Origin of the sequence: Paenibacillus sp. FSL R5-0345, from assembly GCF_000758585.1 — a bacterium.
Lineage (GTDB): Bacteria > Bacillota > Bacilli > Paenibacillales > Paenibacillaceae > Paenibacillus_AQ.
In genome coordinates this window covers 661,055-674,083 of the sequence record NZ_CP009281.1, presented here as the reverse complement: position 1 = coordinate 674,083, position 13,029 = coordinate 661,055, and the positions used below count along the sequence as shown (strand labels likewise).

Genomic DNA, 13,029 nt, shown 5'->3' with positions numbered 1-13,029 from the left:
AGCGTTACATCTTCCTATTCTTCCTAATAACGCTTTAAGCATAAACTTATTGTTATAGATTCTTTTTAGAGCTTAGAAAACCCAAGAAGGGAACCAACGCAGCATGTTCTTCACGTAATCACCGCTAACCTGCATCCCTGATAGGACTGGGTAGAACGCGACAAAGAGCAGTAACGCAACAGCCACATAAGCATAACGAACGTAACGAGCCTCAGGAAATTTACTATCTAGTAACTTCATTATATATACAATACCAAGAATCATAAAAGGTACCATAGCAAAATAATGGTAGATAAAGGTTTCTCTCGGGACAAGCATCCACGGAACATATTGTGAGAAAAAGGCGATCCAGATCATATACAGGTTTTTATCTTTGCGTTTCAGCGTAATCCACAGCGTTGCTAGCATTGCAAAAATACCCGTCCACCAGATAAGCGGATTCCCCATAGTCACTATACTGCTGACCTGACCTTCCGGCAATCCTTCACTGCCACTGAAGAACCAGACAGGTCTCTTCATAAATGGCCATTGCCACCAGGAGGATGCAAAAGGATGTGTAGCTACAAGCTGACTGTGGTAGTTGTACATATTCTTTTGAGAATCAATCAAACCTTTAATAGTAAAGCCCTCTGCTGATGCAGATAAACCCGGAACAAAAGATAAACTATAAATAATGACCGGAATGATTACAAAGAACGCAACACAACTAGCTAAAGTAATGATGGTATTCTTCCAGAACGAATTTACAGCTTCACGACAGGTACCTAACAGTTCCTTGTCTTTGATCTTCCCTTCCGCGAGCAACCTCCCCGAAGCTTGGTATTCTCTGTAACGCTCGAAAAGAGAGATAGCTAGCATAATCGCCAGCCCGGCTCCTCCGTACAGTACAATCCACTTGGAGGCGACACCAATTCCGAAGAATAAACCTGACCAGAATAACGGAATCAAAGTTTTTCTTAAAGGTTGCCTGAAGAAATTCATAGTGTAATACCGCTGCATGAAATAAAACATCAGCATGATGAAGAATACTCCGTATACATCGATCGTAGAGATTCTTGTTTGCGTGAAATGCATGAAGTCCAGTGCGAACAATCCTGCCGCAAGTGCTGCGTATTTACTCTTTTTAAACAGACGCAGTGCCATCACATAAATGAGAGGCAGCATGGCAATCCCGAACAATGTTCCAATAATACGCCAACCGAATGGATTGACTCCGAACAATTCCATCCCTACTGCGATCAACAGTTTGCCGAGTGGTGGATGCGTGTTTTCGTAAGGCACAATCCCATGTGTATATTCATAAGCTGTCCGTGCATGGTAGATCTCGTCAAAATAAGTGCTGTTCATAAAGTTTGAATATTCTGGGATGATTGACTGCTCATCAAAAAGATTGGCAGGCTCTCCTCTTTTAGCGACTGCATTAGCATCCGGTGTTACACCAGCAATGGGAAGAGGGACTCTTTCTCCCCCCTGCTCATAAAAGGCCATTTCATTTAAAGTGAAGCCCGGAGAGGTGACGGTAAACTTCACGTATCTTGCTGCAACGTTCAGAGGTTGGCTTTTCCAGATGAAGACATTTCCAACGTCCTCATTTACATCTAGAGGATTGCTCCAGACATCAGGAGTTTCACTGAACTCAAGCTTAAACTTACCGGTACCTACGCCACCGAATATATTCACACGTTCCAATTGTTTACTCTGCCCTAGATCTACATAGAAGCTTTCACCGCTAGCAGCCGGCTCCCACAATGTTTCCGGAGATTTAGTAGATCCAAGATTGTATAAAGCAATCGCCGCGTAAACGGCAGTAATAGCAAGTATACATATCCAATCTATACGCTTAAACTTCATCGTTCAATCTCCCTCCTCTCTGTTGCGGTTTTATTTGCTTGACGATTTTAAGATCTTCTTCGTATTTTTCTTCAAGAGTTGGTGGTGCTGGAAGAGGTTGCACTCCCCCGCGAACATACACATCGTAACCGATGTAGAGCATGTATAGAAGTAAGGTTAGGTTAGCAATAGACGTGACCAGTACGATTCCATCTGCACCTGGGTTTACACCTGCATTTAGATGGGTCAACGTATAAGCTACATTGATATACTGCGTTAAGCTGAACCCAAGGAATAAGGATAAAAAACGGCGATCCCGACTTGCTATATAAGTGAACATACAGAGAATAACAGCAGGGAACATATAACGTTCATGCATTTTGGTGCCAAGCACAAAGACCACTACAATGAGCGCCATACCGATAAAATAGGATTTGGATAGATCTAAGCGATCCTTTTTAAAGGAGAAGAACGCTGCTACAGCCACTGCCACTAAAATAAATATGAAGCCCCATACACGGTAAGTCATGCCCAGCCAGGTTAGGTCAAGGGATGACCACATGGGGTCAGTCAGTGCATATAGATTAAATGCATTCACTGAAGAATAAGGATAGGAAGATAAAGTACTCTTATACAGATTAATAAGGCCAACTAAACCACCGTTATTCCAGAAAAATGGTGCCGCGAGCAATCCGAATATCCCTAATCCGTACAAAGCTCCAAATCCAAGCTGCTTCCAAGCGCGGTGATGATAGAAAGCAAACATCAATACCGGTGTAAAGATTAACGCTTGTGGTTTAATTAAAGTTGCTAATGCAAACATAATCGCGGATTGAACAAACTTTTTGTTCGCAGCCCCATGAATACTGAGCAACAGGAAAATCAAAAAGAACGAATCTGCTTGTCCCCACGCCGCTGAATTAACAAGTACCGCCGGATTAAATAAGAATAATAGCGTTAAGCCAAAAGCGATCCCCGTGCCAAGTTTTTTGCGAGACATTTGATATATGAAGTAACCCAGCACCAAATCAGAAATAATCGCCGGTAGTTTGAACAGCAAATTCTCTCCGCCCGAGCCATGCGCAAAGCCAAATACACCGCGAATAAGACTAAGCAGGGACAAAATGTACAAATAACCAGGTGGATAATCCGCAAAATACCCTTCTTCATAAAACTTACCTGGACCTAAATCAACCATACGCTGGCCCCAAGCTATAAAGGTATTCATATCATTCTGGTAGCCTTGAGCAGTAAGACCGATCCAAATCCTTAGTATAAAGGCAATCCCGATGGCAATGCTCAGCCATTTGGAATAGACATTCTCAGGTTGCTTCATAAGCTTCTCACTGCGGAATACCTTGGTATAAAGCACTGCAAAAAACACACTGAAAAGCGCTGAAATCAGCAGCATCTTAGTTGGAGATACTTTATGTGGGGTGTCTGCTTTTTTATCACCAGCATCCTGGCTAACAGCTGCACTATCTAGTGAAATGACGTTGGATCCTTCGGGAGCTGCGTCTAATTTCTCTACAGACAAATCATCAAAATAAGCCTTACCTTGAATTAAGCTAGAGTAGCCTCCCAAACTTGCACCTATGCCGAATTCCTTCTGCTTAGGTCCTGTCTGACCTATGTATTCAAGATACTGCCACTCTCCTGCCGTATCCGTTACGCTGGGATAACCCCCACCTACTCCAACGGCAAGTATATTGGCACCCATTCCCTCGCCTGCGGTACTTACTACTTTGATCCATCCAGAGATTTTATAATAACTATCCGGTGTTGTTTTAATCGTCTGCACCCATTTCAAATGATTGGGTTCGATATTCTCAATGACCGCTGCTTTACTACCGGAATGAACCTCGTCCGATTGGATGGAAAGTATGCCAGAGTTGTCTCCTGAAATCCACATATCCTTAGTCCAGTTAGAAGGAGCATCCTCTCCCCCCTCCTCAAATCCAGGGTTCTGCAATAGATTCTCCTCTGCATAAATGCTTGTTACAGGAAGCAAAAACAATAACAGCATCAATACAGTCATTGCGGCCGTACGTGTACTCTTGATCATCGTTCCAACCTCACCTCGTCCTATATTCTTAGTCCAGACTTTACTGCTCTATAAATCGCCGCCCGTGATCACTACCGTATAATTAGCAAATCTCTTAATCTTGTAGTTCTCACTCAGAGCAGGAATAGTATCACCGTTCCAATAAATATAAGCAGCATTCTCTCCTGGAACTATCATCGGACTCCCTAACACGAACACATATCTTCCAAAAGTATATACTTTCTGAAAGGCTGCTCCCGGATTAGTATACTTGACCGTTGCCAAGAAATCATTCGGATTGATTTTCTCATAAAAAAGTGCATAAATATAGGGCATATTAACCTTATCTGTAACATAAACCTTTCCTTCACTCTCTTCCGACGCATACTCTATGGCCTCGCCGATTGAGTTATAGAAGGCTGGTCCGACTCTGTCCGGAAAATCATTAAAGTATGCGCTGCAAAATAACACAAAGCACAAGCAGAACCCTGCTATAGAAACAACCCCAAGCCCTTTAATCTTCTGTCTTACCCACATAAATCCTGCAACAAGCAGTAAAATGATTGGGTAAAAAATAACGTTAATACGGTTAATATTCACATTCGTCACGCAAGCCATTAGCACAGAAACTAATAACCAGATCAGAATGATAGCCTGTCCCCGTCCTTCATGTTCGCGCTTAGGTAGTGCTTTTAGCATTACAACAAGACCAATAAGGACAAAAGGAAGCGCAATGGGATACGCATATCCGTAAGGTGAGATCGAATTCCATAGCAGACCATCATTTCCACTAATCATAAGCTTAATAAATTCTCGAAAATGACCTGCTGCGGTATGAAATAAGTCTCCGCTGAATACGGATGATACCTGTTCCATACGTGGTGTAGTCAATCTAGGGATCGTAAACAACGGAGTTTCTATACTCTGCAGCTTCAAGCGATTAATCATCACAAATAGCAATATAGGCAGAGCTATAATTATAAACAATATTCCGTTCCATAGAATCGCCCGAAGTTTCAGGGCTCTTATATAGAATAGAAGAATCGCAGTGGCTATAGCAAACACAGGAACAAAAAAATACGCCGTTCCATAAGCATAAAGAGAGAGAGCTAATAGAATAGTATAGGCATAGGACCATCTAGGGTTTTTGAGTGTTTTCAATAAAAAATAAACGGAAAACAGGATCAGAGTAGGAAACAAATTGGACTCTAGAGCCCATCTAGACATCATAATATGCCATGGATTAATCGCGATAAAGAACATCGCTGCATTACCTGCTGCTCTGAAAGTAAATAACTGTTTAGCCACAAGATAGAACACAATCATGCCAAGCAGTCCCATAATTAGACTGACAGCCCTCACAGACATAGGTGTTAACCCAAACAACCAAATAAAAGGCATGGATAAGTAGGCGTAGAGCGCATTTTGCCCGCTTCCCCAAGCAATCAAATGGACCGGCAGATGAACACCGTTCCGGTCTATCCCATAATGAAGAATTGAATAAGCGTCATACCCTATTGAAGCCTCATCCTGATTTAAACCTGGAGGTATAGAACCTATGTAAAGAATACGAATTACCGCTCCTAATAAGAATAACAAGAGTGGCCATGGATTTTTTTTAATATATAAATATGCTCCATTTAATCTACTAGCCAACATGCATCACCTCTTCAACAATATAATCTATATCTTAGATGATGAAAAGGCATGAACAATGACTACCCTATTCCGTTAAAAAACCAATTAAAGAATAAAAAAACAGCCCCTTCAATAATGAAGGAGCTCTAGATGAATATCAGAAATGCTATATATATGTTAGCCTTCACTACCTAGGAATACATAACGGAGAATAATTAGGATCGCAAGCACCCACATCATCCAGTGAATATCGTATTTCTTCTTACCTGCTAGGTTAGCAACAGAAGCAAGGATTACATAAGTTACGATACCAAAGGAAATACCGTTAGCAATATTATAAGTGAATGGCATGATAACAAGCGTTAGGAACGCTGGAATCGCAACAACCATATCTTGAAAATCAATTTGACGGATGGATTGTGCCATCAGCACACCTACGACGATCAGTGCTGCAGCTGTAGCAGATCCAGGGATAAGAGCAACTACTGGTGCAAGGAACAATGCAAGCAAGAAACATACACCCGTTGTTACGGCTGTCAGACCTGTACGTCCACCCTCAGCAACACCTGCTGCGCTTTCTACAAATGCAGTAGTAGTAGAAGTACCCAGTGCGGCACCACCTGCTACAGCAACTGCATCAACAAACATTGCATTACCTACACGTCTATTACCTTCTTCAGGGTTATCCATAATACCTGCGCGTTGAGCCGTACCTACAAGCGTACCAAATGTATCAAACAACTCTACAAAGGTGAAAGTTGCGATTGCCGAAACGATACCTGTGTGCAGGATACCATCCCAGTCAAACTGGAAGAAGTTCAATTGTGTGAAGTCAGGAACCCAAGGTGTTGCCGGACTGGACAATGCGCTGAAATCAACTACGCCCATCAACATACCAGCGACAGTTGTTCCCAAGATACCGAACAAAATCGCACCTTTAACGTTCAGTACCATCAAGATGGAGATTAGAAGAAGTCCGATAATGACCAATTGGACATTGGAATTCTCTAGGCTACCCATATGAATGATTGTTTCAAAGGAAAGAACGTCGGTGAAAGTGTTAGCAGGAATGTCTTTACCCGCTTCAACACCAATCGTCATCAGTCCACTGTTCTTTAGACCAAGGATCGTGATGAACATCCCGATACCTACTGTAATTGCGTGCTTCAAGCTGTCAGGAATTGCTGTTAGTAAGATCTGCCGTACTCGAGTTACCGTTAGCAAGATAAAGATCAAACCGGAAATAAATACGGCTGTCAGACCCATTTGCCAAGTGAATGGATGCTCTGATGTGGCAGATGATAAAATTACGGAAGCAAAATATGCGTTAAGTCCCATACCCGGTGCCAATGCCACTGGAAAGTTTATGAACACGCCCATTGCGATGGTGAAAATACCTGCTGCCAGCGCCGTCGCTAGAAATACAGAGTACCAGCCCATATCAATACGGCCAAATGCTGTTAAAGTACTCGGATTAACCGACAAGATGTAAGCCATTGCCATGAACGTGGTCAAGCCCGCCATGATTTCTGTACGAACTGTGGTGCCGTTCTCTTTCAACTTGAAAAACCGATTCAAATTGTTCTCCCCCTAAGGTATGTTGTGTCTGACAGCAACAAAAAGCCGGTATCTGATAGACACCGGCTCGAAAAAAAGAGTAGCACCCGTGACCATAGTCCTAAATTCAGGACGATGCGGATTGCTCTGCTCTTCTTAATCGTAGCCAGGTCATTACGGTGACCTCGTAGAAACTTCCAGGCCAATTCCCGGAAATATACGAAAGAATTATGTTGTTGTGCTCTATCATTTTAGGTGGACATCATATAAGTTGTCAATGATAAAAAGCGAACATTTTCGACTTTATTTTTTCCATTGTTCGTAAATCATACATTTCCAAGGTTTTATCCAGTCTCAAATCCCTTCTAGTTGTGCAGCTTATTAACTATCCAATCACGTTTTATATGGTTATATTTACCTATAATTCTAGTTACTGATTTTCAGTGTGCTTATAACTATGCCAAGAATTAGCTAAATGTCCTATCGCTAAACAAACGACTGCAACACTTAGCCAGATGGATCTCCCCCAAATCGCTGCTAATCCAAATGCACATACAGGGAGAACTGCCATCGGGATCGGAATAAATCCTAAAGGGTCCCATAATATTTTGAACTGCCGCCCCTTAACGAGATATCGAATCCAAAGACCATAATAAGCAGCGATCAACATAACAATTAAAGCTGCTATAATGCCGAAGTCTACCTGTTGAAAGTTATCCTTTGAGATCACAAGAATGCTGATACAACCCAATTGCCCTACTCTCTCCAAAATGGTAAAGACTGGTCCAGCATCTCGCACACCAGCTGGAACATTTTCAGGCGGAAACTTAATCATTAGAAAACTAGGGGCAAGTATGATTAATGCGATTAGTGTGCCGAGAAATGAGAATCCCATACGAATTTCTCCCTATGATATATTTTTTCCATTTTATCACATTCATTTAGAACAGCTATATAGTGTCGATCACATGATTTTAAATAAAAAAAACTACAACCCCTTATGTTATAAGGAGTTGCAGGTGATTTATGAGGTTTATCTTAAGCGATTTTGTTAGTCCTAATTAATGATGCATTGAGCTAATAAATGCTAAACCAAAGGGTGTCCAGTCATTCATTACATGCACTATAAACGATGTCCAAATGTTTTTAGTCTTAAGGTACGGATATAACAACACGATTCGAGCAATACCGATACCTATAACAGCTTGAACAATGTTCCAATTAAAAGAAGAAGGAACAAAACTTGCTCAATCATCAATCGATGTACTACACCAATTCGACCAACCACATCAAGCAAAATTTATGGAATCTATATTATCGCAGGTCTTACAATCGACAACCTGAATTTTGAGCACTTTTAGAAAAACCTAGCCTTTCCCAGGTTATGAAAAATAGAATTAATTACACAATCATTATTTCGTTGATATTTGGTTTTTGCAGCCTAGTTACGTAAAAAGTCGAAATCCTGAAATACAGGATTTCGACTTTTTTCTTGATTAACTCTTAGTAATATTCAGTTTAATATTCGAGAACTGCTGCGGAATGTAAAATTTATTATACATTAACGGATAATCTGGTTCTGTTTTGTCGTAAAGGGTTTCTAGTAGTAAAAAGCACTCGTTCTGACCTATTAATTTTTCCTTCGAATCCGCTAAATTAACGGTATGCGTAAATTTTATTTCAATATTTCCATGGTTAGCATCTACATAGGCCTGGTTCTCTAAAAAGTTCAGCATTTTCTCTTTATTATCAAGATCCAAGGATAAACTTTCTACCGTTTCCATAGGTATAAAAGTAAATGCATAAGCCAGTAATTCGCCTTCCGTTCTATACAAACGCTCTAAAGCTACAACGGTAGATGAATCTCTTCTTAATACATGTTTGGTATGTTCCGTTTGCGGGTCTATCCGATAATGCAAATCGATTTGGTCAAAAATACTTATATGGCATTTATGCATAGGGTTGCTTAGTCTCTCTAATTGAATATCCTCTTGTTTATAAGAGGATTCAAGTACAAAGTTTCCCTTACCGCGTACATTTCTTACTAATCCATCATCTTGTAAAAGAACTAAAGCTTGTCGTAAAGTCGCACGACTAACCCCTAGTTTTCTTGCTAAATCAGGTTCTGAAGGAAGCTGGCTGCCTGCGAGGTATTCTCCTTTCGAAATTTGAAGAAGAAGCTCATCATATACATTGATATAAAGCGGCCGTTTCAACTTATCTAGTTTTTGTGTATTCATTCATCAGGTGTCCTTTTCTCCTCATTATGACACATCATTTTTCAGGCGACAAGGAATGCCCTCTTCTACTTCATTAACAACGTATAAACCTCCAAAAAAGATTCTTGGAGGTTTATCTGTGATATCAATTAGTTAAGAAATTGCAAGAAAGACTCACCGTGGTCTGGCATATGAACATCAAAATTATCTGCTATCGTCGCACCAATATCAGCAAATGTATCATGCTCAGGTAGCGCACCGCTGTCGCTTAACTGCTTGGAATAGACTAGCACAGGAATAAATTCACGCGTATGGTCTGTTCCAGGGAAGGTTGGATCATTCCCATGATCAGCCGTAATAATTAGCAAATCATCTTCACGGATGGAATCTAGTACTTCGTCTAGTCGCTTATCGAATTCCTCTAATGCTCTTCCATACCCTTCTGGGTCACGACGATGACCGTATAAAGCATCGAAATCAACTAAATTTAAGAAGCTCATTCCAGTAAAATCTTTTTTAATGACATCAAGCAGTTTATCCATACCATCCATATTATCTTTCGTACGAATGGATTCTGTAACTCCCTCACCATCAAAAATATCATTGATTTTACCAATAGCGATGACATCATAGCCTCCGTCTTGCAAGCTATTCATGACGGTTTTCTGAAATGGTTTTAAGGCGTAGTCATGACGATTGGAGGTTCTCGTAAAGTTCCCAGGCTCACCTACATAAGGTCTCGCGATGATACGACCAATTAAATAGGCAGGGTCTTTCGTTATTTCCCGAACCTTTTCACAGATATCATATAACTCTTCTAATGGGATGATTTCTTCATGAGCAGCAATTTGTAAAACCGGGTCAGCAGAGGTATAGACAATCAGATCCCCTGTTTTCATTTGATGCTCGCCATATTCATCAAGAATAGCCGTTCCACTTGCAGGCTTATTCGCTACTACTTTTCGACCAGTTATGTCCTCGATCTGTTTAATCAGTTCATCAGGGAATCCATTTGGATACACATTAAAGGGTTGATCAATATTTAAACCTATGATCTCCCAATGCCCTGTCATTGTATCTTTCCCGACAGACTTTTCTTGTAATTTAGTATAATAAGCAAGTGGTTTCTCTGCTTTCGGAACACCCAGGATTTCTTCAATATTGGACAGTCCCAATTTGGCTAGGTTAGGTAGATTTAATCCATTCATATGTTCTGCAATGTGTAATAGAGTATGGGAACCAGCATCGTTAAATTGATCCGCATCTTTTCCTTCTCCAATACCTACTGAATCCATGACGATCAAATGTACACGTTTAAATTTCTTCATTTTACTCTCATCCCTTATCTAGTAATTTGAGTATGCCCCTTTGATTTCCGACCCAATAAAATCCCAAATAAAATGATTGCTACTCCTGCAATGGCTGCAAGAATGACGACGATACTACTATAATTCAATGCTGTTGGTTCTTCTGTTACAAAACGTAAAAATCCGAATTGCAAATCCTTCTTGTCGATTAATAAGGCTGAATAAGTGAATCCCACGGACATCGCGATATTGATACACAGATTATAAAATCCTAATGCAGTCCCCGACTTTTCAGTTGGCACATCTCTAAGACTAATATCGATAAGCGGTGCATATAGAAGTGCAAAGCTGCAAGAAAATATAATAAGAGATACAACAAATACAGCAATGGACAATTCGATAAAGAAGACACCTAGTAATAAGCTGACAATAATCAAACTAATAGCTAAGTAAACACATTGCTTAGAAGTCAACGATTTTCCTATTTTACCTGATAAAGCCCCGACACACGCCGCTAGTAAACATGCTGGTATGAACAGTAAGGAAACCGTATCTAAATGGATATCATAGACAGAGGTTAACAAGAACGACAATGTGTTCAGTGCATAGGCAGCGTATAGAGAGTTAAGAATAAAGGCCACCATTAACGCAAATAGAAATTGTTTGTTTTTAAAGAAATCAATCGTAATAAAAGCATTCTTATTTTTACTGATGTAGAGTAAGAATACAATGACCGATACCACGAAGAGTATAAAGAGTATCCAATTGAAAGAAGACATATACAGCATGATTGAAGTGGCTATCACTGCGATGATGATGAGCCCTAGAAAATCTACGTTGTTTTTCTTGGTTTCTTCTTTTGGCAAATATTTAAGAATAAACGGTAACAGCAACAGACTTAGTAATGGAATCAGAAACAAGTTCTGCCAGGCTAGATAAGTAGCAACAAACCCACCCGTCAATGTTCCAATAACTGTTGCGATCTGAAAGCTACTTGTACTAAATCCCATGTACTTTTTCTGCTCTGCTTCGGTTGCATACTTAGTAATGAATACTAAATACAGGGTTTCCGTTGCCCCTAAACCGGCAGCTTGGATAATTCTCGAAAAAACGATTAACCAATAATTCGTATGTGTAATATAACCAAGTAAAGATCCTACACAGATTAATAAAATCCCCACCGTTAATAGATTACGTATACTGATTGAGTCTGATAAAGATGAATAAACAACTGCACCAATTCCAATCACTAAGCCCGCAAGCGTTACTTGCCAGCTTACCGTACTTGCTGAAACCCCAAAATATTCTACCAAATCTGGAGAGATGATCTTAAAAGAGTTATCGATTACAATTGAAAAAATCATTAAAAGCAATATAACCGGAACAACTTTACTTAAATTAACGATCGGTTTATTTCCCACTGAATGATTCATAATATACCTCCAATATCTCATGCTGTAAAAACAAAGGTTGAATGATATCGTTTACATTAGTTGCAATCTGCGTAGCTATGGAAAGCTTCCTTCACTTCACAACTATGGTGAGTGAAGGAAGCTTTTCTGTCCTTTACTTTCACATAGAAGGAGGTCATTTACGCTAATTCTAATGCGATCTCCATCATTTTAGTAAAGGCAGTTTGACGTTCCTCCGGAGTGGTCTTTGCTCCCGTAATAAGATGATCACTCACTGTTAGAATGCATAGCGCATTTACACGTGCTTGGATAGCGTTCCAATAGAGGGCTACAGATTCCATTTCAACGCCCAAAATCCCTACATCTTGCCACTTTTTATTAGCTGTCTGATCCGCATTATAAAATATTTCACTGGATAAAATATTACCAATATGAACTTTTTGGCCTTTATCATCTGCAATTTTCTTAGCTTTCTCCAAGAGTTCAAAAGAAGCCGTTAGCGGATATTGTCCAGGTAAATTAAATTGATGGCCGTAATTGGAGTCCGTTGCAGCTCCCATACCGAAAATAACATCGTATAGCTCAATGTTTTCTTGCATTGCACCACAGGTACCAATTCTGATTAAATTCTTAACTCCAAATACATTAATTAATTCCCAAGAATAAATCCCCATGCTCGCTGGACCCATCCCCGTACCCATTACAGAGATCTTCTTGCCTTTGTAAGTACCGGTATAGCCTAACATTCCTCTTACTTCGTTAAAGCACTGGTAATCTTCTAAAAAGGTTTCTGCAATAAACTTAGCTCTTAAAGGGTCTCCAGGTAACAGAATCGATTCAGCAATCTCTACTCCGTTCGGTTTAATATGAGGTGTCTCTTTGGTAGTAGTCATCATTATCATTTGCTCCTTTAGTAGAAAAATATACGTTTTTTTTTGTCTTGTCTATTTTTTAGACAAGTTCAATTTATCATAACTTTTCGACTGATGCAAGCCCTTTCAATAAAACGTATTCATTACAGA

The 13,029-nt window shown here is 40.1% G+C and carries 10 protein-coding genes and 1 riboswitch; all 10 genes read right to left on the bottom strand.

The annotated features are described in order from the left end of the window. Positions 1-72: 72 nt before the first annotated feature. The 10 genes from R50345_RS31790 to deoD all read right to left on the bottom strand — a co-directional run bounded on the left by R50345_RS31790 (position 73) and on the right by deoD (position 12,903). Positions 73-1,851 carry a phospholipid carrier-dependent glycosyltransferase gene (locus tag R50345_RS31790; protein ID WP_052414444.1) on the bottom strand — a complete coding sequence of 593 codons (1,779 nt, stop codon included), beginning with the start codon at positions 1,849-1,851 and terminating at the stop codon, positions 73-75. Further along, positions 1,841-3,895, bottom strand: a complete 2,055-nt coding sequence (locus R50345_RS31785; protein ID WP_042124004.1) for a glycosyltransferase 87 family protein — start codon at positions 3,893-3,895, stop codon at positions 1,841-1,843. The genes R50345_RS31790 and R50345_RS31785 overlap by 11 nt, the downstream gene beginning before the upstream one ends. 48 nt (positions 3,896-3,943) lie before the next feature. Continuing rightward, positions 3,944-5,533, bottom strand: a complete 1,590-nt coding sequence (locus R50345_RS03035; RefSeq protein ID WP_042124001.1) for an ArnT family glycosyltransferase — start codon at positions 5,531-5,533, stop codon at positions 3,944-3,946. 156 nt (positions 5,534-5,689) lie between these two features. Then, on the bottom strand, positions 5,690-7,090 hold the full coding sequence (locus R50345_RS03030) for an NCS2 family permease (protein WP_042123999.1): 1,401 nt from the start codon (positions 7,088-7,090) through the stop codon (positions 5,690-5,692). Between the two features lie 122 nt (positions 7,091-7,212). After that, a riboswitch (purine riboswitch) is annotated at positions 7,213-7,312 on the bottom strand. 187 nt (positions 7,313-7,499) lie between these two features. Then, a complete protein-coding gene (locus R50345_RS03025; protein ID WP_042123997.1) occupies positions 7,500-7,964 on the bottom strand; it encodes a hypothetical protein in 465 nt (154 codons plus the stop codon). Positions 7,965-8,130: 166 nt separating this feature from the next. Beyond that, positions 8,131-8,283: a CPBP family glutamic-type intramembrane protease gene (locus R50345_RS32390; RefSeq protein WP_375105339.1), complete on the bottom strand. Its 153-nt coding sequence runs from the start codon at positions 8,281-8,283 to the stop codon at positions 8,131-8,133. 282 nt (positions 8,284-8,565) lie between these two features. Beyond that, positions 8,566-9,309: a GntR family transcriptional regulator gene (locus R50345_RS03020; RefSeq protein ID WP_042123994.1), complete on the bottom strand. Its 744-nt coding sequence runs from the start codon at positions 9,307-9,309 to the stop codon at positions 8,566-8,568. Positions 9,310-9,437: 128 nt separating this feature from the next. After that, positions 9,438-10,616: a phosphopentomutase gene (gene deoB / locus R50345_RS03015; RefSeq protein ID WP_042123993.1), complete on the bottom strand. Its 1,179-nt coding sequence runs from the start codon at positions 10,614-10,616 to the stop codon at positions 9,438-9,440. A gap of 14 nt (positions 10,617-10,630) precedes the next feature. After that, positions 10,631-12,028: an MFS transporter gene (locus R50345_RS03010; protein WP_042123991.1), complete on the bottom strand. Its 1,398-nt coding sequence runs from the start codon at positions 12,026-12,028 to the stop codon at positions 10,631-10,633. Between the two features lie 158 nt (positions 12,029-12,186). Next, on the bottom strand, positions 12,187-12,903 hold the full coding sequence (gene deoD / locus R50345_RS03005) for a purine-nucleoside phosphorylase (protein ID WP_042123989.1): 717 nt from the start codon (positions 12,901-12,903) through the stop codon (positions 12,187-12,189). Positions 12,904-13,029: the final 126 nt, after the last annotated feature.

Excerpts from the sequence above, each read along its gene's own strand:
- R50345_RS31790 (WP_052414444.1), bottom strand. The coding sequence starts at position 1,851 with ATGAAGTTTAAGCGTATAGATTGGATATGTATACTTGCTATTACTGCC.
- R50345_RS31785 (WP_042124004.1), bottom strand. The coding sequence starts at position 3,895 with ATGATCAAGAGTACACGTACGGCCGCAATGACTGTATTGATGCTGTTA.
- R50345_RS03035 (WP_042124001.1), bottom strand. The coding sequence starts at position 5,533 with ATGTTGGCTAGTAGATTAAATGGAGCATATTTATATATTAAAAAAAAT.
- R50345_RS03025 (WP_042123997.1), bottom strand. The coding sequence starts at position 7,964 with ATGGGATTCTCATTTCTCGGCACACTAATCGCATTAATCATACTTGCC.
- R50345_RS03020 (WP_042123994.1), bottom strand. The coding sequence starts at position 9,309 with ATGAATACACAAAAACTAGATAAGTTGAAACGGCCGCTTTATATCAAT.
- deoB (WP_042123993.1), bottom strand. The coding sequence starts at position 10,616 with ATGAAGAAATTTAAACGTGTACATTTGATCGTCATGGATTCAGTAGGT.
- R50345_RS03010 (WP_042123991.1), bottom strand. The coding sequence starts at position 12,028 with ATGAATCATTCAGTGGGAAATAAACCGATCGTTAATTTAAGTAAAGTT.
- deoD (WP_042123989.1), bottom strand. The coding sequence starts at position 12,903 with ATGATGACTACTACCAAAGAGACACCTCATATTAAACCGAACGGAGTA.